We start from the raw sequence: 23,039 nt of genomic DNA on the forward strand, positions 1-23,039 counted from the left end.
AAGGACGTGAACAGATGAGTTTCAAACCCCTGGCGCTGATCAGCGCCCTGCTGCTGGCCGGTTGCAACGACGACCTGATGACCCTGCGCTTCGAGGACTCGGCCGGCTCGTCGGGCACCGGCCTGGACGCGCGCAAGCAGCAGATGATCGACGAGGCCCTGGTGCAACGCCAGATCGACCCGAAAAGCCTGCGCTGGCGGGTCGACCTCGAAGACCAACACCTGGTGTACGTGAGGGAACTGCAGCCGCTGAGCGAGGCGCAGCGCAAGGCGTTGCGCGAACCGTTCGACGAGATCCTGCAGGCACGCGCGGCGAACACGCTGCAGATCGAACTCACCCTGGACATCACCCCCGAGCAACGCCAGGCCCTGAGCGCGGCAGAGCGCCAGCGGATCGACGCGCTGCCGCAACCGTTGTTGATCCCGCTGGAGCTCAGCCCGACGGTGCTGACCATGGCGCTGATGCCCAGGGACGACGACAACGTGCCGCGGGACGTGACCGAACGCATCAACTCCAAGGTCACCTGCCAACTGCAGGCGCTGCCGGTAAAGCCGTTGCCGGAAGGCATCACCGGCCTGTGGCAGATGACGCTGGACACGGCCAATCAGGTCAGCGTCGAGCTGGGCGAAGCGCACTACCCGGCGCATTACCGGCTGACCGACGCCGGCCTGCAAGGCAGGATCGACAAAGGCGAACTGTGGCTCGTCGAGCCGAACTACCTGTCGGTGGACCCACTGGTGGTAATGCTGGGCTTTTCGGACCTGGGGCAACAGCGGCTGTACCGCAGTTTTCCGTTGCAACCCAATGCTTCGCAGCTGATCCATTCGTGCGAAAGCGCTGCCAATCACTTGCCACGCCCCCTGAGCTTTCGGGTCGGGGACGGCCTGGACCGGCTCGAATCGGTGACCTACAAGGAAGAAACCCAATGAACCTGGCCAGAACCCTGGCACTGTCGAGCGCGCTGCTGCTGGGCGGCTGCGGCGATGAAACATTCATGAGCGTGCGCTTTCAGACCGACGTCGGCACCGCCCGCTGGGGGCTGGACCCGATCAACCTGCAGATGATCGGCGAGGCCCTCGAACAGCGCCAGGTCGACCCCAAGCGCCTGCGTTTCGACGTGGATGCCGAGGACAAGCGCCTGGTGCATGTGGTGCTGCTGCAACCGCTGGATGAACAGCAGCAGGCCGCCCTGCGCGGGCTGTTCGAGGACATCGTGCAGGCGCGCAACGCTGTCACCTTCGCTATCGAAGTCACCCTGCAACCCACCGCCGCCGAGCGCCAGCGCCTGACCCCAAGCCAGCTGCAGGCCCTGGAGGCGATGCCCGCCTCGTTCACCCTGCCCGCCGAACCGGGCGACGAAGTGAGCACGGTGGCCGCGATGCCGGAGCAATGGCCGGGTACCACGATGGATGTCAACGAACAGGTGCAGGCCGAGGTCAGTTGCCTGCTGTACATCAGCCCGCGCCAGTATTACCCGGGCATGACCGACATCTACGCGGCCAAGGGCGATGACCCGCAGCGGGTGGTGCTGGAGTTTGCCGAAACAGGCGAAGCGGATGCCTTCAGCCTGTGGAAAGTGAGTGCCCGCTACCGCTTCAAGCAGGCCAGCCTGCAGCAGCAGGTCGACAAGGGTGAACTCGCGCTGCTGCCGGCTGACGAGCAGAACCGCAAGAGCCTGAGCATCGCGTTCAAGCTGGCGGACCTGGGCGAGCACGAGCTGATGCGTGCCTACCAGATCGACTATCGGGTCAAGGCCCTGAACAGCCAGTGCTACGCCGAGCAGATGAAGCTCGGGCGGCCGTACACCTTCTTCATGGGTACGGGGCTGGATCGGGTGGAAGCGGTCACTTATCCACAGAAATGAGTTGGCTGCTTCGCCAGCAAGGCTGGCGAAGAGGCCCGTCGGCCTTACACCAGCTCGGCCCGGCGCAACTCGCTCTTCAGGTACGCATAGTAGATCGGCCCCGCGACCACGCCCGGCAAGCCGAACGCCGCCTCGAACACCAGCATCGCCAGCAGCAGCTCCCACGACTTGGCGCGAATCTGCCCGCCCACGATGCGCGCATTGAGAAAGTACTCGACCTTGTGGATCACGATCAGGTAGCCCAGCGCCGCCACAGCCACCCAGATCGACAGCGACAGGCCGACGATGGTGATCAGCGTGTTGGACATCAGGTTGCCGATCACCGGCAGCAGCCCCAGCAGGAAGGTCAGCACGATCAGCGTCTTGGTCAGCGGCAGGTGCACCCCGAACAGCGGCAGCACCACCGCCAGGAATACCCCGGTAAAGGCGGTGTTGAGCAGCGAAATCTTGATCTGCGCGAACACGATGTTGCGAAACGCCTGCACCAGCAGCGACAGGCGCTCGAACAAGGCCGCGGCCAGCGGTTTGCGCTGGGTCAGGTCGGGGATGCGCTGCAAGGCCACGATGGCGCCCAGGATCATGCCGATCAGCAAGGTCACGAACATGTGCGCCGCGCCCTTGCCCACCAGTTGCAGGTCGGCCAGGTGGGTGCGCAACCATTCGCCGATGGCCACCTTGAACTCCGCCGCACTGGCCGGCAGGTAGGCGTCGATGAACGGCGGCAACTGCCCGCGCGCCTGGTCCACCAGCAGCATGAACTTGTCCAGCGACGCGCCGGGATTCTCCGCCTCGTGCAGCAGAAAGCTGATGGCCCCGGCAAACAGCAGGCTCAGCACGCTCACGATCAGCGTGCCCAGCAACGCCACCGCTACCCAGCGCGCACGCTGCCCGGCAATCAGGTGCTGCAGCTTGGGCGTGAGCATGTTGACCAGCTCGAACACCAGCAGGCCGGCCAGCAGGCTGGGCAGCAGCTTGAGCGGCAGCGCCAGCAGCAACCCGGTGAACACGATGAGCCAACTCGCCAGGACGATCTGGCGCTGGGTAAATGTCATACAACCTCGGAGGCAGAAAGACCACAAAGACGGCAGTCTGCCAGCCTTCTACGAGCAGGCATAGGGGCACGCGGGGCGCGGCGCGCTGGCGTTGCCAGGGCAATCTTTCTATGATGCCCGCCCTCACGGAATGACCGCGCGCCCATGCGCAATCGCAGGAGCGTGCATGCGCGAAAAAGATATCCTCGAAATACTGGTGCCGATTCTCTGCGTGCTGATTGTCTGGCGCATCACGCCGATCTTCTGGACGTTCTTCATGACCTGGCTCAACCGCGTCAGGTACCTGCGCCGCGCCACCCCGATACGCCAGCTGAACGACGGCGAACGCGAGGCCCTGGCGTTTCTAGGCGGCCCGGCCTACATGCTGCGCACGCTGGTCGGCACCACCGACCTGCCCTGGAAGAAACTGGCCCACGTCACCGGCAAGCGCGCCGCGGTGTACCGCCTGCAAGGCCCGCTGGACACCTGGGGCTACTCGCTGCAGCACTTCGGCGAAACACACCACCGCATCCAGGGCATCGCGGTGCACATGCCGCTGGAGGACATCGAGGAAAAGACCGACCCGCACAACGAGGTGGAGGTGATGTTCAGCCGGGGCGTGGCCATCATTCTTAGCGTCAATGGTCGGCCCACCCTCATCGAAACCCTGCGCCTGTGGCAGCCTCGCCTGCTGCCGCTGCAGGAACACGCCGACACGGCCAAGGAACCCCATGCGTAAGGTACTGCTGTGCGCGCTCGCGCTGTTGCTCGCAGGCTGTGACAAGGACTTTCTGGTGCTGCACTTCCAGGCGCCGGTGGGCGACCTGTACTACAGCCGGGACGTGCATTACAGCTACCGCGAATCGATCTTCGCGCTGCTGGCCGCGCACCACATCCCCACCGACAGCCTGGTGATGGAGATGGACGAGTACAACGACAAGGTGGTGCACCTGCGCCTGACGGACGACTCACTGAGCCCACAGCAGCTGGACGAGATTCGCGAGGTGTTCGAAGCCATCATCCCGGCACGCAATGCGGTGACCCTGAACATGAAGCTGCGGTTCGACGCTGGCCAGGCCCAGGGGCTGACTGGCCAGCGCCAGGGCACCGGCGCGCCGCCGCGTCACTTCGACAGCACCGTGCTGACCCCGCAGAACCTGCACATTGCCCTTGGCCAGGACATCGGTACCCCGCCGCACAGCAACCCCTACCTCAAGGTGCTGCCGCAGGCCGATGACCAGATGCTCTGCACCCTGGAGGCCGGCATGACTCCGACACTGCCGTTCTACATGCTCGCCACCGGGCCAGGCGAGCTCGGATCGGGCCGTCAGGGCCTGCTGCACGTGCGCAACCGCGACTTCCAGGCCGCACAGGTGCCAGTGCACCTGCAGTTCGAAGACGCGGCGCTGCGCCGACTGGTCGATAACGGCACCCTGCAGGTGGCGTTCAGCACCCGCAACTGGCTCGACTACCTGAACCCCGACAACATTCACCTGCACTTCGTGATCGGCCCGCCACTGGTATCGGCGCCGATGGCCGAGATGACCCATGCGCGTGCCCGGGAACTGCACGCCGAGTGCAACCAGCGCATGGACGCACTGGGGCGGCCGTTCTCGTTCTTCTTTGGCGAGGGCGTGGACCGGCTGGTGTATGTGGGCCTGCCGGCACGCGACTGAGCCTCAGCGAGGGCTCATTTCTTCTTCAGGCAGGTACTCATGAACGCCTTGCGCTCGTCGCCCTTGAGCGCCTGGGTGGTGGCGTCGGCATTGCAGGTCTTCATCTTCTCCTGCTGGGTCGCGGGCTCGGCCTTTTTCAGGCAGGTGCTCATGAACGCCTTGCGCGCGTCACCCTTGAGCGCCTGGGTGGTGGCGTCGGCATTGCAGGTCTTCATCTTCTCCTGCTGTGCGGTGGCGGCGAACCCCTGCGAACACATCAGGACGCCAAGCAGCAGCAACGGCACACGCAACATTTTCATGGGGCATTCTCCTGGTCGCCACGCCATCCGCGCAGCCTCGACACCAGTGTAGACAAGAATTTTTACAAACCCCTGTCAGCCGCGGCGCGCCTGGCGTCGGTACTGCTCCGGGGTGCACTGGGCCTGGCGCTGGAACATCGCGATAAAAGCCGATGGGCTGCCGTAGCCCAGGTCGAAGGCGATCTGCTGGATGCTCTGCTCGCCCTCCAGGGCCTCGATGGCCCGCAGAAACCGCAGGCGCTGGCGCCATTCGCCAAAGCTGATACCCAGCTCGCGGATGAACTGGCGGGCCAGGGTGCGCTCGCTCACATGCACGCTGGCGGCCCAGTCGCCCAGCGGACGGTTGTCCCCAGGGTTGCGTTGCAGGGCCTGCAGCACGCTGCGCAGGCCCGGGCCCTGGGCATACGGCAGGTAGCCGGTGTGCACCGGCGCGCAGTGCAACTGGTCCACCAGCACCTGGGCCAGGCGCTGGTCGGCATCGGTGCGCGGTACCTTGACGTCGCGCCGGGCAAAATCGCCGAGGATGGCCTTGAGGATGTCGCTTATCACCAGGCTGCACGGCTGCGCAGGCAGGCTCTGGCTCAGCTCGCGGGTGATGTACACCGAGCGGTACACCACGGCCTGGGGGTTGTAGCAACCATGCTCGGTGTCCGGCGGCACCCATACCGCGTAGTTGGGCGGCGAGAAGAAGCGCCGACCGTCGATCTCCAGCTGCATCACCCCATGGGCGGTGTAGTTGAGCTGGCCCCAGGCGTGACGGTGCGCGGCGCTGTGGGTGTCGGCGCCGAACTCGTCATAGCGGAAGTACACCGGTGCCGGTAGCGCGTCCAGCTGCGGGATGTCGAGGTATTTGCGTGCCATGCTGTCGGTCGAATGCTGTCTGGATCAATGGGCGGGTTGTCTGGATCGCAGTATAAACATCCAGACAGACAGGCGGATAATGACCGCCGTCATCTTCAAAGAGTCCCTGTTGCATGAATTATGCGTTCCCCCTGCTGGCCATTCTGATCTGGGCCGGCAACACCGTGGTCAACAAGCTGGCCGTCGGCGCCATCTTCCCTGCCGAGATCGGCTTCTACCGCTGGGTGCTCGCCGGCCTGCTGCTCAGCCCGTTCCTGCTGCGGGCAGTGCTGCGCAACCGCGCGGCGATCCGCCCGCACCTGGGCAAGATCATCATCCTCGGGGTGCTGGGCATGGCGGTGTACCAGAGCCTGGCGTACTTTGCCGCCGCCATCACCAGCGCCACCAACATGGGCATCATCCTGTCGCTGATGCCGCTGATGTCGCTGACCCTGGCCATCGCCACCCTGGGCCAGCGCCTGAGCGCCGGCGCGCTGCTGGGTGCACTGGTGTCGTTCGCCGGGGTGCTGGTGGTGGTGTCCGGCGGCGACCCGGCCGCGCTGCTGGCCCACGGCCTGAACCTGGGAGACGCGATGATGCTGATCGCCACCCTGGCCTATGCGGTGTACAGCACCCTGCTGAAAAAGTGGCAGCTGCGCCTGCCGCCGCTGCAACTGCTGTACCTGCAGGTGCTGGTGGCGATCGTGGTGCTGTTGCCGCTGTACCTGTTCTCGCCCAAGGCCGGGCTGAGCGTGGACAACATCGGCCTGGTGCTCTACGCCTGCGTGCTGGCCTCGATCGTGGCGCCACTGGTGTGGATGCAGGCGGTGGTGCGCCTGGGGCCCAGCCGCACCACGCTGTTCTTCAACCTGCTGCCGGCGCTGACCGCGGTGATCGCGGCACTGGTGCTCGACGAGCGCCTGGCGCCGTATCACCTGGTGGGCGGCGTGCTGACCCTGGCCGGGGTGATTCTGGCCGAACGCTGGACCACCCCGCTGCGCCGCCTCAAAGCCCCGCCGCCTTCAGACGCGCCGCGTGCTCGGTAAACAGCCGTACCGGGTCGGCGCCCTTGCCCACCGCGCCGAGTGACTGGTTGACGATATCCAGGTGATCCAGCGGGTAGTCGTCGCCGATCACCTGGCCCAGGTGCGAGCTGAACCGCCCGACCATGCCGTCGCACTGGCCCGGTTCGCGCACGAAGGTGCGCGCGAACAGGCGGCAGAAGCGGTTGCTGCCATCGAAGCGGTTGCGCCCGCTGTCGGTGATGCCCGGCTGCAAGGTGCCCGACCACGAGTAGTAGCGCACCCCGTCGACCTCGGCCGGCCCCTCGCCACCCCAGGTCAGCGGCAGGCCCTGTGGATAACGCTGGTTGAACAGGGCCACGCCCTCGAATGTCAGCGACTGGTGCGAGGCGTGCACGTCGATGGGCAGGCCTGCCCCGCGCCAGCCGGTTTCCAGCCAGCCCATCAGCCGTGCCAGCCCGTGCAGCACCAGTTTGAGAAGGCGCCCGCGGACGGAATCGCCGGGGTAGTGCCTGTCCAGGTAGTCGGCCAGTTCGGAGCCGTGGTTGGGGCCCGCGATGGAGGTGACCGAGGCCACCCATTCCGGGCGCCTGGCCGCCGCATAACGGGCGGTCAGCGCACCCTGGCTGTGGCCCAGCAGGTGAACCTTGTCGGCGCCGGTGCGGCGGCGCAGGTCGTCGATGATGCGCAGCAGCTGTTCACCGCGCACCTCGTTGCCGTGGATCGGCGAGACCTGCACCGGGAACACCGTGGCCCCGCCCCGGCGCAGGGCCGCGACAATGCCGAACCAGTACGGGTACAGCACCAGGCGCACGAAGCCGAGCATGCCCGGCACCAGTACCAGTGGATAACGCGTTGCAAGCGCTTGCGACATGGCAGCCCCTCCCGATCCGTGGCAGTGCGCACCACCCTACAGGCACAACAATGGCAACTGCAATCGAACTCCCGGCGTGCGCTGCGGTTCCAACCCTTATCAGGCCATGACGGCCTTCACAAGGGAGCGAGACCATGTACAAGCACGCCCTGGCAGCCCTGCTGGCAAGCGCCACCCTGGTAGGCTGCGGCAGCAACCGCCCTGAAAACCCTGTGGACTACGTGACCTACCGCGAACAGCCGCTGGTCAAGCAGGTGGGCAACGGCATGACCATGCAGCAGGTGATCGCCATCGGCGGCAGCCCTTCCTCCGTCATCGACCTGCCCCACGGCGGCACATGCAACAACTACGTGCTAAACCATGAAGGCAAGCAACAGGCTTACTACGTGCGTTTCGATGCCACCGGGCATGTGGATGCCAAGGGCTTCAAGACGTGCGAGCAACGCCAGAAGGACGAACAGGCCCTTCCCGGCGCGTAAAACTTTTAGCGCGCCAATCAATCACACACTGTGCACCCGACGCGCCGTCAGAGCGTGAAACCCCGTTTTCAGCTTGGAGAACATGATGAGCAACGTTGAACTGACCGATGTACAAACCCTGCGCCACCGCGCCCGCCAGCACGTGGAAGACGGTGCGGTGACCGAAGGCTACACCGCCGACCGCGAAAAGATCCTGCGCCTGCTGAACGAGTCGCTGGCCACCGAGTGGGTGTGCGTATTGCGCTACAAACGCCACTACTTCATGGCCGAGGGGATCAAGGCCAACGTGGCCGCCGAAGAGTTCCTGGAGCACGCCAACCAGGAGATGGAACACGCCGACAAGCTGGCCGAGCGCATCGTGCAACTGGGCGGCGAACCGGACTTCAACCCCGACAACCTGAGCAAGAACTCCCACGCGCAGTACGTGGCAGGCAAGACCCTCAAGGAAATGGTGCTCGAAGACCTGGTCGCCGAGCGCATCGCCATCGACAGCTACCGCGAGATCATCCAGTACATCGGTGACAGCGACCCGACCACCCGGCGCATCTTCGAAGACATCCTGGCCCAGGAAGAAGAGCACGCGGACGATATGGCGGATCTGCTCAAAGGGCTGTAAACCGCAGCGACTTCATCGCGGGTCAAGCCCGCTCCCACAGGGTCCGTGGTGATCCTTGTGGGAGCGGGCTTGACCCGCGATGCGTTTAGCCAGCCTTGACGGTCTTGGGCGCCTTGCCCGAACGCATCTGCTCCAGCAACGGCGTGCACTGGTTCTCGTCCCCGCCGCTGGGCGCCACCAGCGCCAGCAACGCCGCCGCCGGCGCTACCGCCACCCCCAACGCCACCATCCCGGCCCCGCGCAACGCCAGCGGAATTGCCTGCACGCCTGCACTCGGCTTGGCGAACGGCCCGCGCACGTACAACGGCGAGCGCAGCGAGAACAGGCGCAGGCCCTTGGACTCGGGGTTGATCTTCAGGTCCAGTTGCTCGGTGGCGAAGTTGGCCGTGCCATCGATGTAGATGATCGCGTTCTCGGTGTCGAACACGAACAGGCGCGTACTGGCCAGGCCGTCCTTGATGCCGAAGTCCGCCGCCGCGCAGTTGATCTTCACCTCGTTGTCGCCAAACAGCTTGCCCACCACGTAGTTGCCCACGTTGAGCCCGGCGATCTCCATCAGGCCACGGCTGATCGCGCCGTCGTTGATCAGCAGCCGCAGGTCGCCATTGGAGGTGCCCAGCAAGGCCGCCACCGAGTTGCCGCGGCCACTGATGTCGGCATCGCCATTGAGCGCACCGAAGCTGGTCTTCATCGGTTCGAAGGTGGGGAACAGCTGCTTGAGCTTGAAGTTGCGCGCACTCAGGCGCGCACGCCCCTGCATCGGCACCGCGCGGCCATCCAGGCGGATCTGCGCATCCAGCTTGCCGCCGGCCACGCCAAAACTCAGCGGCTCCAGGCGCAGCACGCCGTCATCGAGCACGAAGTGCGCGGCCAGGTCCTTGAAGGGCAGTTCTTCGCTGTGCACGATGCGCTTGCCGCTGAAGCTCACGTCGGCGTCCATGGTGCGCCAGCGCTCGGTGCGAAACTCCTCCACCGGCAGCACCTTGCCGGCCGGCTGCTTGCTCGCGCCACCACGGGCCTTCTGTTCGGCGTTGGAGTCGGCGCCGATCAGCGGGCCAAGATCCTTGAACAGCAGTTGGTTGGACACCAGCTTGCCGGTGAGCTTTGGCCGCGGCTGGCTGGCGACGAAGGCCAGGTCGCCATGGATATCGCTGTCGCCGATCTTGCCGTTGAAGCCCTCGTAGCGGAACACCGCCCCGCCCGGCTCGTGCAGCTTGGCGATCAGGTGGCCGTCGGTGGAATAGGCCGGCGAGTCGGGCAGGGTCACGCCGGTCAGTGGGTACAGATTGCCCAGGCTTGCGCCCGACAGGCGCAGGCGCAGGTCGAGCGCGCCAAGGTTGCGCGGGTCGGTCAGGGTGCCGGCCACCGCGACGCGCGTGTCGGCGATGCGCACGTCAGCCTGCAGCGGAAACGGCTGCGTGGCGTCCTGCAGTGCCAGCAGCCCGCCGATCTTGCCGCTGCCATTCAACGGCTGGCCCTTGTAGCGGCCGTCGACCTTGAAGCCGAAGGCGTAGTCCTGGGGCGCCGAACCCTGGCTCGCCGCCTTGTCGGCGCTGGCCTTGCCGACGATGTCGGTGAACGGGATGGGCTTGCCCAGCGGGTCGACCTGCACCTTCACCACGGTCTTGAGGGTCTGGTCGTCGAAGGCCACCTCGCCTTTGTCGAAGCCGATGGCGCCGATATCCAGCACCCATTTGGACGGCTCGGCGTTCTCGTCCTTGGGCCCGAAATCGAAGGTCCAGTTGGCGCGGCCATCGGCCAGGCGCTTGAGGCTGGCCACCGGCAGGGTCAGGTCGATACGCGGGATCACGATGCGCTGGGCCAGCAGCGGCAGCGGCGAGAGGCGAAACTCCACGCGCTGCAGGCCGACCATCTGCGGCGCCTTGAGCCACTCGGGGTTGCCCAGGGTCAGGTCCTGGGCGATGAAGCGCGGCCATGGCACCCAGGCGCGCCAGCCGCCCTCGTCGCGATCGCGCTGCCAGCGCACGGCCAGGTCACCATTGATCGCAAAGGGTCGGTGCAAGGCCTCGGAGACCTTTTCGTTGAGGGTGGGCTTGATGCGGTTCCAGTCGAAGGTGGCGATGACGATGATCAGGACCGCCAGCAACAACAGCACAGTGGCGAAGGTCCAGGTGAGAATTTTGGCAGGGCGCGTCATTGCACGAATCTCCTGATGACAGCATGGCGAACAGCCATGCCCGTTGAGGGCACTTAACACTTCCGACTATCAATGCCGTCGATTGTTACCATTATCTTTATGAACTTCTTTATCTGACCCCCAAGCGTAGCATTGGCGCCGTACCCACTTACCAGCCCTCCCAAGGAGCGCCAGATCATGAAACGCCCATTGCTGCTCAGTTTTGCCCTCAGCCTGCTGGCTGCCAACGCCTTCGCCGTACCCGCCACCGAACAGAACCTCTCGGCCGAAGCCCGCGACAGCGCCAGCGTCATTGCACAGCCCCTCAAGACCCTGGCCGAAGGCGGTTCTGACCGCCTGATCGAGCGCAGCAACCGCGTTGCCGAAGGTGGTTCCGACCGCCTTGTCGAACGCAGCACTCGCATCGCCGAAGGCGGCTCGGACCGTCTGATCGAACGCAACAGCCGCGCGAGCTGAGCCCATGCGCCAGTGCCCGCGCCCACAGCCCGGTCCATCGACCGGGCTTTGTTTTTTGCGGCCCAGGCCCTAGAGTGCAGGGCTGTATGACTGTGAACCGATACTCGCCATGCTGCCGCGCGCCGAACAAAAGCTACAGACCCGACAGGCCCTGCTGGATGCCGCCCGCCACCTGATGGAGAGCGGCCGAGGCTTCGGCAGCATCAGCCTGCGCGAGGTAGCCAAGACCGCCGGCATCGTGCCCACCGGCTTCTACCGCCACTTCTGCGACCTGGACCAGCTGGGGCTGGCACTGGTCAACGAGGTGGACGAAACCTTCCGCCAGACCATCCGCCTGGTGCGCCACAACGAATTCGAACTGGGCGGCATCACCGATGCTTCGGTGCGCATCTTTCTCGATGTGGTGGCGGCCAACCGGGCGCAGTTCCTGTTCCTGGCCCGCGAGCAGTACGGTGGCTCGCAGCCGGTGCGCCAGGCCATCGCCAAGCTGCGCGAAGGGATCAGCTCGGACCTGGCGGCGGACCTCAAACGCATGCCGCGCTGGCGGCATCTGGACGACGCGGCCCTGGGGGTGATGGCCGACCTGGTGGTCAAGACCGTGTTCGCCACCCTGCCCGAACTGATCGACTCGCCGGCCGAGCCGGTACCGGGGCAGTTGAGCGCGCAGGCGAAGATCACCCAGCAGTTGCGCTTCATCTTTGTCGGGGCCAAGTACTGGCAAGGGCTCGGCGATCTGCGCTGAGCCCTTGGCTTGCCAGCGAAGGGGTGCTCAAGCCGAACCGCAATTCCTGCTACCATGCGCCACAAACGCCCACCGCGACGACGCCTCTCCATGCCCGACCTTCGTACCGCCCAGCCTGAACTCCCTGCCCTGCTCGACAGCGTCCAGCAGCACTTCGCCCAGCGCATCGTGCCGCTGTGGCAAGGCCCGGGCTGGAACGCGGACATGGCCCTGCCATTCGAAGCCCTCGACCCGCAGCACCGGCCCCTGCCGGTACAGCGCTACCGTGCCATGGCCTGCGCGCGCCAGCTGTACCTGTTCAGCAGCCGCATCGAGCAGCCTGGCGCCGCGGAACGTGCCGCCGCCCTGCTGCGCACCCTGCAACGCCACTTTCACGACGCCGAGCACGGTGGCTGGTTCTACAGCATCGACGCCCAGGGCAACCCGCTGGACCGCACCAAGGACCTCTACACCCACGCCTTCATCGTGTTCGCCTGCGCGCATTACTGGGGCAAGGTGAACGAAGCAATGGCCGAGTCGACCTTGAATGCAGCCCTTGAAGTGGTGCTGGAGCGCTTTGCCACCGAGCACGGCCTGTACGAGGCGAGCCTGGCCGAAGACTGGTCGACGCTGGGCAGCGGGCCGTTGCAGAACCCGCTGATGCACCTGGCCGAAGCCTTCCTCGCCACCCTGTCGGTGCGTCACGACGCGGTGGTACAGGACGCGCTGGTGAACCTCACCGAGGCCATGCAGGCGCACTTCATCGACCCGGCACATGGGGTGATGCTGGAGAAACCGCGCGGGGCTGTGGATAACTGGTTCGAACCCGGGCACCAGTTCGAGTGGTTCTATCTGCTCGAATCCTCACCGCTGCTGCGCGGCGGCGCGCTGCATGGCTCGTTGAGCCGCGCATTCGGCTATGCCGAGCAACAGGGAGTAAAGGACGGTGCGGTGCTGGCGATGCTCAATGTCGACGGCAGCGTGCGTGACGCCACCCAGCGCATCTGGGCCCAGGCCGAATACCTGCGTGCGTTGGCGCTGCGGCCCGACAGCGCGGGCAAGGTGCTGGCGCAACTGCAGGCATTGCAGCAGAACTTTCTGCATGACGGCGGCTGGCATGAATGCCGCGACGCCAGTGGCGCGGTGAGCCGGCACGATATGCCGTCGACCACGCCGTACCACCTGGCGACCTGCCTGGAAGGGTTGCAGCGCGCCCTCTGACGCCTTCGCCAGCAACGCTGGCTCCTACATGAGTTGCAGGAGCCGGCCTTGCCGGCGAAAGTGCACTCAGGCCTTCGAACGATCGATCGAGAACCCCGCCCACGCCTGGCTCACCGGCATCAGCTCGAGGCTGTTGATGTTGATGTGCGCCGGCTGGTTGAGAATCCAGAAGATGGTCTCGGCAATGTCCTGCGGCTGGATCGGCTCGGCACCGGCATAGGTGGCGTCGTAGCGCGCCTTGTCACCCCCGAAGCGCACCAGCGAGAACTCGCTCTCGCACAGCCCCGGCTCGATGTTGCTGACCCGCACGCCCGTGCCCTGCAGGTCGCAGCGCAGGCTCAGCGAGAACTGCCCGACGAACGCCTTGGTACCGCCATACACATGGCTGCCCGGGTACGGATAGTTGCCCGCCACCGACCCGACGTTGAGGATCGTCGCACCACGCCCGTGGGCGATCAGGCGCGGCAGCAGCAGGCGGGTGCTGTACATCAGGCCCTTGATGTTGGTGTCGACCATGGTCTCCCAGTCGTCCAGGTCGCACTTGGGCGCCGGGTCGGCACCCAGGGCCAGGCCGGCGTTGTTGATCAGCCCGCGCAGCTTGGCAAAGGTCGGCGGCAAGCCTTCGATGGCCGCTTCCATGGCCTTGCGGTCACGCACATCGAGTACCAGGCCATGCACTTCGGTCTGCTTGGACAGCTCCGCACACAGCGCCTCCAGGCGCTCCTGGCGCCGACCGGTCAGCACCAGCGACCAGCCCGCCTCGGCGAAGCGACGTGCGCAGGCTTCGCCAAAACCGGAGGTGGCGCCCGTGATGAATACGGTGGAAGTCATGGAAAATCTCCTCGGGAAAACGTGCCCACGGGCAACTGATCGACAGGGCGTGCAGCATGCCCCGCCACGGCGCTGCGCAGCAAGCCGAAAATCAACTGTACAAAAAACGATCAAAACTCTGAAAGCCTTGCCCCGCAAGGCCCGGCGCGAGCTGTACGCACGTTATCCACAGGCCCTTCCACACAGACTGGGGGCAACTGCACAGGCTGCGGCCCACGGTTTGAGCGGGCTGTGGCCTGGCGTGGGAAGTATTTCGCTTGACCTGGCGGCCGCCCCTTGAACAACGCGACAGCCAGAGATGCAGAAGGATAACTGCAGTGATGGCCCGAGGCCTTTGATCTCGCTGCCTGCGCCAGTCTTTCCAGTGCTTGCCCACAGAGTTATCCACAGGCTGCACAGATGAAATGAGGGGCAATCGACCTCGCCATAAAAGCCTTGACAAATGCCCGCTGCAGCGTCAGAAAAACCGCTGCTCAAAAAACAACCACACCTCTGTAAGCCTTGTATTACATGGTCTTCAGCCATGTACTACCAAGTTACCCACAGTCGGTTCCACACGAATCGGGGACAACTTCAATGCCTTTGAAAACAAGTGCCTGGAGCGACGTTGTGTCGCGTTACCTGCACACCTTCAAATAACTTTTCCACAATCTGCCGCAAGGCCGATCTGCGGCCCGATCGCGGGTCAAGCCCGCTCCCACAAGGTTCACCGCTGCCCCTGTGGGAGCGGGCTCGACCCGCGATTGGGTCGTAATACGCACAAAAAAAACCCCGGCAAGCCGGGGTCTTCTTTAATGTTCGCCGTCAGTGCCCACCCAGATACGCGTTGCGCACCTCCTCGTTGACCAGCAGTTCCTGCCCGGTGCCGGTCATGCGGATCTGCCCGTTGACCATCACGTAGGCGCGGTCCGACAGCTTGAGCGCATGGTTGGCGTTCTGTTCCACCAGGAAGATGGTCATGCCGGTCTTGGCCAGCTCGCGCAAGGTCGAGAAGATCTGCTTGACCACGATCGGCGCCAGCCCCAGCGACGGTTCATCCAGCAACAGCAACTTGGGCCGGCTCATCAGCGCCCGGGCAATCGCCAGCATCTGCTGCTCGCCACCGGACATGGTCATCGCCCGCTGGTTGCGCCGTTCCTTGAGCCGCGGAAACAGCTCGAACATGCGCTGCATGTCCTCGCCGGCGAACTTGTCGCCAATCGGGATGGTGCCCATCATCAGGTTCTCTTCCACCGACATGTCCGGGAACACCCGGCGCCCCTCCGGCGACTGCGCAATGCCGTTGGAGGCGATGTAGTGGGACGACTTGTGGGTGATATCGGTGCCCCGGTAGAGGATCTGCCCCGACGCCGCGCGCGGCTGGCCGAAGATCGACATCAGCAGCGTGGACTTGCCCGCGCCGTTGGAGCCGATCAGGCTTACCGTCTCGCCTTCGTCGATGTGCATCGAGACCTTTTTCAGCGCCTGGATCGGGCCGTAGAACACGTCCAGGTCCTTCAGTTCGAGGATCGGTACGCTCATGCCAGCTCCTCTTCATCGGCGCCCAGGTAGGCCGCGATCACCGTCGGGTTGTTGCGGATCTCCTGCGGCGCGCCCTCGGCGATCACGTTGCCGTGGTCCAGCACCACGATATGGTCGGAAATGCTCATTACCATGCCCATGTCATGTTCGATCAGTACCACCGTCAGGTCATGCTCGTCGCGCAGCACGCGGATCATGCGGCTGAGCGCTTCGGTTTCCTGCGGGTTGAGGCCGGCGGCGGGTTCGTCCAGGCAGATGATCTGCGGGCGCGTGCACATGGCCCGGGCAATTTCCAGGCGGCGCTGCTGGCCATACGAGAGCTCGCCGGCCAGGCGGTTGGCGCAGTCCACCAGATCGACCACCTCCAGCCAGTAGAAGGCATGGTCCAGGGCGTCGCTCTCGGCCTGACGGTAGGCCTTGGTGTTGAGCACCCCGGCCAGCAGGTTGCGGTTGACCCACATGTGCTGGGCCACCAGCAGGTTCTCCACCACCGACATTTCCTTGAACAGGCGAATGTTCTGGAAGGTACGCGCCAGCCCCGCCCGGTTGACCAGGTGGGTGCCGCCGAACATCTTGTAGTACAGGCGGCTGGCAAAGCTTCTGGGCGACACGAAGTCGGCCGCCTGGAAGCGTTCGCCCAGCAGCTGGATGACATTGGTGCGGGTGCCGCGCAGGTTCAGCTCGATCTTGCCGCCGCTGGCCTTGTAGAACCCGGTAAGGCAGTTGAACACGGTGGTCTTGCCCGCGCCGTTGGGGCCGATAAGCGCGAAGATGGCGTTGCGCCGGACCTTCAGGCTCACGTCGCTGAGCGCCTTGATGCCGCCGAACTGCATCATCAGGTTGTCGACCGAAAGAATCACTTCGTCGCTCATGGCGCCACTCCTTTACGCGGGACCACACCGGTGCGGCTGATGCGGATCAGCCCACGCGGTCGCCAGATCATCATCAACACCATCAGCACGCCGAACAGCAGCACGCGGTACTCGGAGAAGCTGCGCAGCAGCTCCGGCGCCACGGTGAGCACGAAGGCGGCGATCACCACCCCGACCGTCGAGCCCATGCCGCCGAGCACCACGATGGCCAGGATCAGCGCCGACTCGAAGAAGGTGAACGAGGACGGGTTGACGAAGCCCTGGTAGCTGGCGAAGAACACCCCGGCCAGGCCTGCGGTGGACGCACCCAGGGTGAACGCCGAGAGCTTGACCAGCACATGGTTCAGGCCCATCGAGCGGCAGGCGATCTCGTCCTCGCGCAGCGCTTCCCAGGCGCGCCCCACCGGCATGCGGGTGAGCCGGTGCTTGATGTACAGCACCGCCAGCACCACCAGGAACAGCACGATGTAGATGAACAGGAATTTCACGTTGGGGTTGTAGTCGATGCCGAAGAACTCGTGGAACGGTACCCCGCCGTCCTTGGCCCGGCGCCCGAATTCCAGGCCCATGAAGGTCGGCGACGGTACCGGCATGCCGTTGGGCCCGCCGGTGAACGACAGCCAGTTGTTGAGCACCAGGCGGATGATCTCGCCAAAGCCCAGGGTCACGATGGCCAGGTAGTCCCCGTGCATCCTCAGCACCGGAAAGCCCAGTATGCAGCCGGCCAGTGCCGCGGCGATCGCCGCCAGCGGCAGCACCGTCCAGAAGCCCAGCCCCAGGTACTGGTAGCCCAGCGCCAGGCCATAGGCACCGATGGCGTAGAACGCCACGTAGCCCAGGTCGAGCAGCCCGGCCAGGCCCACCACGATGTTCAGCCCCAGGCCCAGCAGCACGTAGATCAGCCCCAGGATGACCACGGTAAGCAGGTACTTGTTGGCGAAGAACGGGAACACGATGGCAATCACGATCAGTGCCGGGATGATCCAGCGCAGGCGCGACTTGTAGTCCGGCGCCAGCACATGCACACCCGAGCCACTGCTCTCGAAGCCCTGCAGGATGGCCTGGCCCTTGCTGGTCTGCAGGAACAGGCTGAGCACGAAGCGCCCCAGCATCACCCCCGCCACCAGCCAGGCGACACGCGCGGGCTGCATGTTGAAGCTGTAGCCGTCGAGCACCACGCCGACGATGGGGCCGAACACGATCAGGGAAATCAGCCCGGCGAGAACCATATCGACCAGGCTGCGCTTGATATCGATGGAAGCGTTTTTGGCAGCAGACATACTTACACCTTGGCCACGAGTGGGCGACCCAGCAGGCCTTGGGGACGGAAGATCAGGATCAGTACCAGCAGCGAGAAGCTGAACACGTCCTTGTAGTCGGAGTTGATCAGCCCGGAGAACAGCGACTCGGAAATCCCCAGGATGATGCCCCCGAGCATCGCGCCCGGCAGCGAGCCGATACCGCCCAGCACCGCCGCGGTGAAGGCCTTGATGCCGATGATGAAGCCGGCATAGAAGTCGAAGGTGCCGTAGTTCATGGTGATCAGCACGCCGGCCAGCGCGGCCATCACCGCGCCGATGACGAACACGTAGGAGATCACCCGGTCGGTGTTGATGCCCAGGATCGAGGCCATCTTGCGGTCCTGCTGGGTGGCCCGGCACATGCGCCCCAGCTTGGTGAACTTGATGATGTAGGTGAGCGCGGCCATGCCGACGAAGGCTGCCACCAGGATGAAGATCTTGGTGTAGGTCAGTTGCACGAAGCCGGTGCCCACTTCAAGGCGCCAGGCGCCTTCGAGCAGGGTCGGTACGCCCTGTTGGCGGGCGCCCTGGCTGATCTGCGCGTAGTTCTGCAGGATCAGCGAAATGCCGATGGCACTGATCAGCGGCGCCAGCCGGGTGGAGTTGCGCAGGGGTTTGTAGGCGATGCGTTCGATGGTCCAGCCATACACGCCGGTGACCACCACCGTGAAGATCAGCGTCCCGAGCATCAGCAGGGGAAAGGACTCGATACCGAAATACGCCAGCAATGCCAGGCTGATAGCCGCCAGGTAGGCGGAAATCATGTACACCTCGCCGTGCGCGAAGTTGATCATGCCGATGATGCCATAGACCATTGTGTAGCCGATGGCGATCAGACCATAGACCGACCCCAGGGTCAGACCATTGATCAGTTGCTGCAGGAAAATACCATCCATAACGCAATCTCACGTATTTGAGATTGCACAAGCGCCGACCACGTTGCACCGCCGTTGAGGCGGTACAAGCGGCGCCGGGTTGTGCAGATCTACGAGAAAAGACAGGTACGGCAAAAACCGGGGCGCGCCCCGGGCAGCGAGTGCCCGGGGTGCCGGCCGTTGTTATTTTTGTTTTTCCAGTTGGTGATACTTGCCGTCCTTGTCCCACTGGTAGACCACGTAGTCGGACACGGTCAGGTCACCCTTGGCGTCCCACTTCTTCTCGCCCATCACGGTCTGCACCGGGTTGGCCTTGAGCCACTTGGCAGCGTCTTCACCCTTGTTCGACTTGGAACCGTTGAACGCGGCGGCCAGGGCCTGGATCGAGGCGTAGGCGTACAGGGTGTAGCCTTCGGGCTCGGTACCGGCCTTGCGGAACTCGTCCACCACCGCCTTGCTGTCGGGCAGCAGGCGCGGGTCGGCGCCAAAGGTCATGTACACGCCATCGACGTACTGCTTGCCGCCGGCGGTCGACACCAGTTCGTCGGTGACGATGCCGTCGTCGGACATGAACTTGACGTCCTTGAGCCCCTGCTCGCGCAACTGGCGTACCAGCGGGCCGGCTTCGGGGTGCAGGCCGCCGAAGTAGACCACGTCGGCACCGGTGGAGCGGATCTTGGTGACCACGGCGCTGAAGTCCTTCTCGCCACGGGTCAGGCCCTCGTACAGCACCGGGGTGACGCCGCGCTTGGTCAACTGCGCCTTGGTGGCGTCGGCCAGGCCCTGGCCATAGGTGTCCTTGTCGTGCAGCACGGCAACCTTCTTGCCCTTGAGCACATCGACGATGTAGTCGCCGGCCACGATGCCCTGCTGATCGTCGCGCCCGCACATGCGGAACATGGCGCTCAGGCCACGTTCGGTGACCTGCGGGTTGGTCGAGCCGGGGGTGATGGCGATGACCCCGGCCTCGTCGTACACCTCCGACGCCGGGATGGTGTTGGACGAGCAGAAGTGCCCGACCACGCCGATGACCTTGTCCTGGTCGACCAGGCGGTTGGCCACGGCCACCGCCTGCTTGGGCTCGCAGGCATCGTCGCCCTTGACCAGCACGATCTTCTCGCCATTGATGCCGCCCGCGGCATTGATCTTGTCGGTGGCCGCCTGCGCACCTTTCATGTATTGCTCGCCAAACGCCGCGTTGGCACCGGTCATCGGGCCCGCTACACCGATCTTGACGTCGGCCTGTACATACGAAGACACGCCCATCGCCGTGGCAACGGCGAGGGCCAGAAAGCCTTTCTTGTAAAACGTCTGCGACATGAGGTGGTGCTCCTGAGTTTTTTTGGTTGGCACTACAACGTTCAGCAATTGCGATGAGCAAGGGCCGTGCCATTGGATTTTTATTCTGTAAAAACTCGCGATCAGGTTCGGCAGGCGCCGCTTTCGCGCCTTTTCCACGGGCCGTGCAACCTCCTGCCCTGCACCTGGCGCCACCCACGAACCGCTTGAAGCGCAACCCTTGAGTGCCATCATTGCAACCCTGACCTGTGTTTACGTGCAACCAGCCTGTAACAAGATACGTAACCGAACTGCACATCCTTGGTGCGCATCTGCTACAGCGGGCACCATAAGAGGCTAGCTGGCCAATGCGAAAACCGCCGCTACCCATAGCCTGCTACCGAATTACCCCGTCGGCGCCGGCCTCAGCGGCAAAAAGACTGGCACAATGGACTGCATTGGCGGCCCCGGATGGGCGCACGCCCGACCTGGAGTCCTTTATGAGCGAAAGTGCCTTCGCCAACCGCATCGTGCAGAGCCTGCTCGATACCGATTTCTACAAGCTGACGATGATGCAGGCGGTGCTGCACAACTACCCCAACGTGGATGTGGAGTGGGAGTTCCGCTGCCGAAACGGCGAAGACCTGCGCCCCTATCTGGCGCAGATCCGCGCACAGATCGAGCGCCTCAGCGAGCTGAGCATCAGTGCCGAGCAGTTGGGCTTCCTGGAGCAGATCAGCTTCATGAAGCCGGACTTCCTGCGCTTTCTGGGGCTGTTTCGCTTCAACCTGCGCTACCTGCACCTGGCCATCGAGCACGACGAACTGGTACTGTGCCTGCACGGTCCGTGGCTGCACGTGATCCTGTTCGAGGTGCCGCTGCTGGCGATCATCAGCGAGGTGCGCAACCAGCACCGTTATCCACAGATCAAGCTGGTGGATGCACGCGACCAGCTGTACCGCAAGTTCGACTGGCTGCGCGCCAATGCCAGCAGCGAGGAGCTGGCCGAACTGCAGGTGGCCGACTTCGGCACCCGCCGACGCTTCTCCTACAAGGTCCAGGAACAGGTGGTGAAGGTGCTGACGGCGGAGTTCCCGGCGCGCTTCGTGGGCACCAGCAACGTGCACCTGGCACGCAAACTGGATATCAAACCGTTGGGCACCATGGCCCACGAGTGGATCATGGCCCACCAGCAGCTCGGCCCGCGGCTGATCGACAGCCAGATCGCCGCCCTGGACTGCTGGGTGCGCGAGTACCGCGGGCTGTTGGGAATAGCACTGACCGACTGCATCACCATGGATGCATTCCTCGGCGACTTCGACCTGTACTTCGCCAAGCTCTTCGACGGCCTGCGCCATGACTCCGGCGATCCGGTGCAATGGGCAGAGAAGGCCATCGCGCATTACCGCAAGCTGGGGATCGACCCGATGACCAAGACGCTGGTGTTCTCGGACGGGCTGAACCTGACCAAGACCCTGGAGATATTCCGCGCCTTGCGCGGGCGCATCAATGTCAGCTTCGGCATCGGCACCAACCTCACCTGTGACATTCCCGGGGTGGCGCCGATGAGCATCGTACTTAAAATGACCGACTGCAACGGCCAGCCCGTGGCGAAGATTTCCGATGAAGCGGCCAAGACCCAATGCCGCGACGCCAACTTCGTCGCCTACCTGCGCCACGTATTCAAAGTGCCCAAGGAGTAACCCATGCAAGCCGTCCAGCGAGAGATTGCGCAGCAGCTCAAGGTTCAGCCGCCGTTCGCCGACGCGGCCGCGCTCGAGGCCGAGAAGGCCCGGCGCGTGGCCTTCATCCAGCAATGCCTGAAGAACGCCGGGCTCAAGACCCTGGTGCTGGGCATCAGCGGTGGTGTCGACTCGCTGACCGGCGCCCTGCTCGCCCAGCGCGCGATCAACGAGCTGCGCGAACAGACGGGCGATGTGCATTACCGCTTCATCGCCGTACGCCTGCCGTACCAGGTGCAGCATGACGAGCATGACGCCCAGGCGTGCATCGATTTCATCCAGCCTGACGAATGCCATACGGTGAACATCGCGCCGGCGGTGCAGGCGCTGGCGGCCGAGGTCGAGGCACTCAGGGACGGCAAGCCGGCGCTGGTGGATTTCGTGGTGGGCAACACCAAGGCGCGCATGCGCATGGTGGCGCAGTACACCATTGCCGGGGCACGTGGCGGGCTGGTGATCGGCACGGATCACGCGGCCGAGGCGGTGATGGGGTTCTTTACCAAGTTCGGTGACGGGGCCTGCGACCTGGCGCCGTTGAGCGGGCTGGTGAAACATCAGGTGCGCGACATCGCACGCAGCTTTGGCGCGCCGGAGTCACTGGTGGAGAAGGTGCCGACCGCCGACCTGGAAGACCTGGCGCCGGGCAAGCCGGACGAGGCATCGCATGGGGTGACCTATGCGCAGATCGATGCGTTTCTGCACGGCGAGGCAGTGAGCGAGGAAGCGTTCGAGATCATCAGGCGCACGTACGAGAAGACACATCACAAGCGCGAAATGCCATTCGCCCCTTGAAACGACTTCGCCGGCAAGGCCGGCTCCTACGGGTATCCACGAAACCCGGTAGGAGCCGGCCTTGCCGGCGAAGAGGCCAGACCAGGCAAGGTTACTTCAGGGTAACAGTGCCTTTCATCATCGAGATGTGGCCAGGGAACGAGCAGAAGAAGCCGTACTTCTCGTCAGCCTTGAGCTTGGAAACATCGAAGGTCACCGAGTCCTTCTCACCAGCACCGATCACCTTGGTGTGGGCGATCACGCGGTCATCACCTTCCTTCAGGTAATCCTTGTCGATACCGGCGCTCAGGCCGTCGGTGGCGATTGGCTGCATGTCAGCTTCTTTGCTGATTACCAGGTTGTGGCCCATGACGTTCTTCGGCAGGTTGCCCGAGTGGGTCAATTCGACGGTGAAAGTCTTGCAGCTCTTGTCGATCTCAATGGCCTTGGTGTTGAAGGACATCTGGTCGGTGGAATCGACCGTGACCTTGCAATCGGCAGCGAAGACCTGGGCACTGGCGAGGGTCAGCAGGGATACCGCAACAGCTTTGGCAAACATCGTGAATCTCCTTGGCAGGGGTTTTTTATCCG

At 64.3% G+C, this 23,039-nt stretch carries 23 protein-coding genes and 1 pseudogene; 12 read left to right on the plus strand and 12 right to left on the minus strand.

Annotation, left to right across the window (positions count from 1 at the left end):
• Positions 1 to 14: 14 nt before the first annotated feature.
• Positions 15 to 929: a hypothetical protein gene (locus CR917_RS22250; protein ID WP_043863496.1), complete on the plus strand. Its 915-nt coding sequence runs from the start codon at positions 15 to 17 to the stop codon at positions 927 to 929.
• Positions 926 to 1,864: a hypothetical protein gene (locus CR917_RS22255; RefSeq protein ID WP_104572983.1), complete on the plus strand. Its 939-nt coding sequence runs from the start codon at positions 926 to 928 to the stop codon at positions 1,862 to 1,864. Before CR917_RS22250 ends, CR917_RS22255 begins: the two co-directional genes overlap by 4 nt.
• A gap of 44 nt (positions 1,865 to 1,908) precedes the next feature.
• Here CR917_RS22255 and CR917_RS22260 read toward each other — a convergent pair whose 3' ends face one another.
• Positions 1,909 to 2,916: an AI-2E family transporter gene (locus CR917_RS22260; RefSeq protein ID WP_054916161.1), complete on the minus strand. Its 1,008-nt coding sequence runs from the start codon at positions 2,914 to 2,916 to the stop codon at positions 1,909 to 1,911.
• A gap of 166 nt (positions 2,917 to 3,082) precedes the next feature.
• On the opposite strand from CR917_RS22260, the gene CR917_RS22265 reads away from it, so the two are divergent.
• Both CR917_RS22265 and CR917_RS22270 read left to right on the plus strand, forming a co-directional pair.
• On the plus strand, positions 3,083 to 3,634 hold the full coding sequence (locus CR917_RS22265; RefSeq protein WP_104572984.1) for a hypothetical protein: 552 nt from the start codon (positions 3,083 to 3,085) through the stop codon (positions 3,632 to 3,634).
• Positions 3,627 to 4,571 carry a hypothetical protein gene (locus tag CR917_RS22270; protein ID WP_104572985.1) on the plus strand — a complete coding sequence of 315 codons (945 nt, stop codon included), beginning with the start codon at positions 3,627 to 3,629 and terminating at the stop codon, positions 4,569 to 4,571. Before CR917_RS22265 ends, CR917_RS22270 begins: the two co-directional genes overlap by 8 nt.
• A 14-nt stretch (positions 4,572 to 4,585) precedes the next feature.
• On the opposite strand, the gene CR917_RS22275 is transcribed toward CR917_RS22270, so the two are convergent.
• Together CR917_RS22275 and CR917_RS22280 are read right to left on the minus strand one after the other, a co-directional pair.
• Positions 4,586 to 4,870: a PsiF family protein gene (locus CR917_RS22275; protein ID WP_104572986.1), complete on the minus strand. Its 285-nt coding sequence runs from the start codon at positions 4,868 to 4,870 to the stop codon at positions 4,586 to 4,588.
• 75 nt (positions 4,871 to 4,945) lie between these two features.
• Positions 4,946 to 5,731, minus strand: a complete 786-nt coding sequence (locus CR917_RS22280) for a helix-turn-helix domain-containing protein (RefSeq protein WP_043863502.1) — start codon at positions 5,729 to 5,731, stop codon at positions 4,946 to 4,948.
• A gap of 113 nt (positions 5,732 to 5,844) precedes the next feature.
• Between CR917_RS22280 and CR917_RS22285 the strand changes: the two genes are divergently transcribed.
• Complete coding sequence (locus tag CR917_RS22285) at positions 5,845 to 6,756, plus strand: DMT family transporter (protein ID WP_054916165.1); 912 nt, start codon at positions 5,845 to 5,847, stop codon at positions 6,754 to 6,756.
• On the opposite strand, the gene CR917_RS22290 is transcribed toward CR917_RS22285, so the two are convergent.
• On the minus strand, positions 6,716 to 7,606 hold the full coding sequence (locus CR917_RS22290) for a triacylglycerol lipase (RefSeq protein ID WP_104572987.1): 891 nt from the start codon (positions 7,604 to 7,606) through the stop codon (positions 6,716 to 6,718). The two genes, CR917_RS22285 and CR917_RS22290, sit on opposite strands and share 41 nt — an antisense overlap.
• Before the next feature lie 134 nt (positions 7,607 to 7,740).
• Here CR917_RS22290 and osmE point away from each other — a divergent pair, with 134 nt between their 5' ends.
• Together osmE and CR917_RS22300 are read left to right on the plus strand one after the other, a co-directional pair.
• Complete coding sequence (gene osmE / locus CR917_RS22295; protein WP_043863505.1) at positions 7,741 to 8,085, plus strand: osmotically-inducible lipoprotein OsmE; 345 nt, start codon at positions 7,741 to 7,743, stop codon at positions 8,083 to 8,085.
• An 85-nt stretch (positions 8,086 to 8,170) separates the two neighbouring features.
• A complete protein-coding gene (locus CR917_RS22300; protein WP_043863506.1) occupies positions 8,171 to 8,701 on the plus strand; it encodes a bacterioferritin in 531 nt (176 codons plus the stop codon).
• A gap of 85 nt (positions 8,702 to 8,786) precedes the next feature.
• On the opposite strand, the gene CR917_RS22305 is transcribed toward CR917_RS22300, so the two are convergent.
• Positions 8,787 to 10,859 carry an AsmA family protein gene (locus CR917_RS22305; RefSeq protein WP_043863507.1) on the minus strand — a complete coding sequence of 691 codons (2,073 nt, stop codon included), beginning with the start codon at positions 10,857 to 10,859 and terminating at the stop codon, positions 8,787 to 8,789.
• A 177-nt stretch (positions 10,860 to 11,036) separates the two neighbouring features.
• On the opposite strand from CR917_RS22305, the pseudogene CR917_RS22310 reads away from it, so the two are divergent.
• The 3 genes and pseudogenes from CR917_RS22310 to CR917_RS22320 all read left to right on the plus strand — a co-directional run.
• Positions 11,037 to 11,312, plus strand: a pseudogene (locus tag CR917_RS22310) (phage infection protein); the annotation flags it as partial.
• A gap of 112 nt (positions 11,313 to 11,424) precedes the next feature.
• Positions 11,425 to 12,057, plus strand: coding sequence for a TetR family transcriptional regulator (locus CR917_RS22315; protein WP_043863508.1), 633 nt, complete (start codon positions 11,425 to 11,427; stop codon positions 12,055 to 12,057).
• A 90-nt stretch (positions 12,058 to 12,147) separates the two neighbouring features.
• The gene (locus CR917_RS22320) at positions 12,148 to 13,257 is read left to right on the plus strand and encodes an AGE family epimerase/isomerase (RefSeq protein WP_043863509.1); all 1,110 of its coding nucleotides are present in this window, start codon (positions 12,148 to 12,150) and stop codon (positions 13,255 to 13,257) included.
• A 66-nt stretch (positions 13,258 to 13,323) separates the two neighbouring features.
• Here the strand turns inward: CR917_RS22320 and CR917_RS22325 are convergent, their stop codons facing one another.
• The 6 genes from CR917_RS22325 to CR917_RS22350 all read right to left on the minus strand — a co-directional run bounded on the left by CR917_RS22325 (position 13,324) and on the right by CR917_RS22350 (position 19,977).
• Complete coding sequence (locus tag CR917_RS22325) at positions 13,324 to 14,088, minus strand: SDR family oxidoreductase (protein WP_043863510.1); 765 nt, start codon at positions 14,086 to 14,088, stop codon at positions 13,324 to 13,326.
• Between the two features lie 804 nt (positions 14,089 to 14,892).
• Positions 14,893 to 15,609 carry an ABC transporter ATP-binding protein gene (locus tag CR917_RS22330; protein WP_043863511.1) on the minus strand — a complete coding sequence of 239 codons (717 nt, stop codon included), beginning with the start codon at positions 15,607 to 15,609 and terminating at the stop codon, positions 14,893 to 14,895.
• Complete coding sequence (locus CR917_RS22335) at positions 15,606 to 16,481, minus strand: ATP-binding cassette domain-containing protein (RefSeq protein ID WP_054916169.1); 876 nt, start codon at positions 16,479 to 16,481, stop codon at positions 15,606 to 15,608. The genes CR917_RS22330 and CR917_RS22335 overlap by 4 nt, the downstream gene beginning before the upstream one ends.
• Positions 16,478 to 17,761, minus strand: a complete 1,284-nt coding sequence (gene livM, locus CR917_RS22340; protein WP_043863512.1) for a high-affinity branched-chain amino acid ABC transporter permease LivM — start codon at positions 17,759 to 17,761, stop codon at positions 16,478 to 16,480. Before livM ends, CR917_RS22335 begins: the two co-directional genes overlap by 4 nt.
• Before the next feature lie 2 nt (positions 17,762 to 17,763).
• Positions 17,764 to 18,678, minus strand: a complete 915-nt coding sequence (locus CR917_RS22345) for a branched-chain amino acid ABC transporter permease (RefSeq protein ID WP_043863513.1) — start codon at positions 18,676 to 18,678, stop codon at positions 17,764 to 17,766.
• A 162-nt stretch (positions 18,679 to 18,840) separates the two neighbouring features.
• Positions 18,841 to 19,977 carry a branched-chain amino acid ABC transporter substrate-binding protein gene (locus CR917_RS22350; protein WP_043863514.1) on the minus strand — a complete coding sequence of 379 codons (1,137 nt, stop codon included), beginning with the start codon at positions 19,975 to 19,977 and terminating at the stop codon, positions 18,841 to 18,843.
• Between the two features lie 458 nt (positions 19,978 to 20,435).
• Here CR917_RS22350 and pncB point away from each other — a divergent pair, with 458 nt between their 5' ends.
• Together pncB and nadE are read left to right on the plus strand one after the other, a co-directional pair.
• Positions 20,436 to 21,638: a nicotinate phosphoribosyltransferase gene (gene pncB / locus CR917_RS22355; protein ID WP_104572988.1), complete on the plus strand. Its 1,203-nt coding sequence runs from the start codon at positions 20,436 to 20,438 to the stop codon at positions 21,636 to 21,638.
• 3 nt (positions 21,639 to 21,641) lie between these two features.
• On the plus strand, positions 21,642 to 22,469 hold the full coding sequence (nadE, locus tag CR917_RS22360; RefSeq protein ID WP_043863516.1) for an ammonia-dependent NAD(+) synthetase: 828 nt from the start codon (positions 21,642 to 21,644) through the stop codon (positions 22,467 to 22,469).
• Between the two features lie 91 nt (positions 22,470 to 22,560).
• Here the strand turns inward: nadE and azu are convergent, their stop codons facing one another.
• Positions 22,561 to 23,007, minus strand: a complete 447-nt coding sequence (azu, locus tag CR917_RS22365; protein ID WP_043863517.1) for an azurin — start codon at positions 23,005 to 23,007, stop codon at positions 22,561 to 22,563.
• Positions 23,008 to 23,039: the final 32 nt, after the last annotated feature.

It is taken from the genome of Pseudomonas sp. BRM28 (assembly GCF_002939405.1).
Lineage (GTDB): Bacteria > Pseudomonadota > Gammaproteobacteria > Pseudomonadales > Pseudomonadaceae > Aquipseudomonas > Aquipseudomonas palmensis.

Bases quoted from the DNA above. Each gene is read 5' to 3' on its own strand.
- CR917_RS22265 (WP_104572984.1), top strand. From the start codon at position 3,083: ATGCGCGAAAAAGATATCCTCGAAATACTGGTGCCGATTCTCTGCGTG.
- CR917_RS22315 (WP_043863508.1), top strand. From the start codon at position 11,425: ATGCTGCCGCGCGCCGAACAAAAGCTACAGACCCGACAGGCCCTGCTG.
- CR917_RS22300 (WP_043863506.1), top strand. From the start codon at position 8,171: ATGAGCAACGTTGAACTGACCGATGTACAAACCCTGCGCCACCGCGCC.
- osmE (WP_043863505.1), top strand. From the start codon at position 7,741: ATGTACAAGCACGCCCTGGCAGCCCTGCTGGCAAGCGCCACCCTGGTA.
- nadE (WP_043863516.1), top strand. From the start codon at position 21,642: ATGCAAGCCGTCCAGCGAGAGATTGCGCAGCAGCTCAAGGTTCAGCCG.
- CR917_RS22285 (WP_054916165.1), top strand. From the start codon at position 5,845: ATGAATTATGCGTTCCCCCTGCTGGCCATTCTGATCTGGGCCGGCAAC.
- livM (WP_043863512.1), bottom strand. From the start codon at position 17,761: ATGTCTGCTGCCAAAAACGCTTCCATCGATATCAAGCGCAGCCTGGTC.
- CR917_RS22270 (WP_104572985.1), top strand. From the start codon at position 3,627: ATGCGTAAGGTACTGCTGTGCGCGCTCGCGCTGTTGCTCGCAGGCTGT.
- CR917_RS22305 (WP_043863507.1), bottom strand. From the start codon at position 10,859: ATGACGCGCCCTGCCAAAATTCTCACCTGGACCTTCGCCACTGTGCTG.
- CR917_RS22260 (WP_054916161.1), bottom strand. From the start codon at position 2,916: ATGACATTTACCCAGCGCCAGATCGTCCTGGCGAGTTGGCTCATCGTG.
- azu (WP_043863517.1), bottom strand. From the start codon at position 23,007: ATGTTTGCCAAAGCTGTTGCGGTATCCCTGCTGACCCTCGCCAGTGCC.
- CR917_RS22250 (WP_043863496.1), top strand. From the start codon at position 15: ATGAGTTTCAAACCCCTGGCGCTGATCAGCGCCCTGCTGCTGGCCGGT.
- CR917_RS22350 (WP_043863514.1), bottom strand. From the start codon at position 19,977: ATGTCGCAGACGTTTTACAAGAAAGGCTTTCTGGCCCTCGCCGTTGCC.
- CR917_RS22275 (WP_104572986.1), bottom strand. From the start codon at position 4,870: ATGAAAATGTTGCGTGTGCCGTTGCTGCTGCTTGGCGTCCTGATGTGT.
- CR917_RS22345 (WP_043863513.1), bottom strand. From the start codon at position 18,678: ATGGATGGTATTTTCCTGCAGCAACTGATCAATGGTCTGACCCTGGGG.
- pncB (WP_104572988.1), top strand. From the start codon at position 20,436: ATGAGCGAAAGTGCCTTCGCCAACCGCATCGTGCAGAGCCTGCTCGAT.
- CR917_RS22290 (WP_104572987.1), bottom strand. From the start codon at position 7,606: ATGTCGCAAGCGCTTGCAACGCGTTATCCACTGGTACTGGTGCCGGGC.
- CR917_RS22320 (WP_043863509.1), top strand. From the start codon at position 12,148: ATGCCCGACCTTCGTACCGCCCAGCCTGAACTCCCTGCCCTGCTCGAC.
- CR917_RS22335 (WP_054916169.1), bottom strand. From the start codon at position 16,481: ATGAGCGACGAAGTGATTCTTTCGGTCGACAACCTGATGATGCAGTTC.
- CR917_RS22280 (WP_043863502.1), bottom strand. From the start codon at position 5,731: ATGGCACGCAAATACCTCGACATCCCGCAGCTGGACGCGCTACCGGCA.
- CR917_RS22330 (WP_043863511.1), bottom strand. From the start codon at position 15,609: ATGAGCGTACCGATCCTCGAACTGAAGGACCTGGACGTGTTCTACGGC.
- CR917_RS22255 (WP_104572983.1), top strand. From the start codon at position 926: ATGAACCTGGCCAGAACCCTGGCACTGTCGAGCGCGCTGCTGCTGGGC.
- CR917_RS22325 (WP_043863510.1), bottom strand. From the start codon at position 14,088: ATGACTTCCACCGTATTCATCACGGGCGCCACCTCCGGTTTTGGCGAA.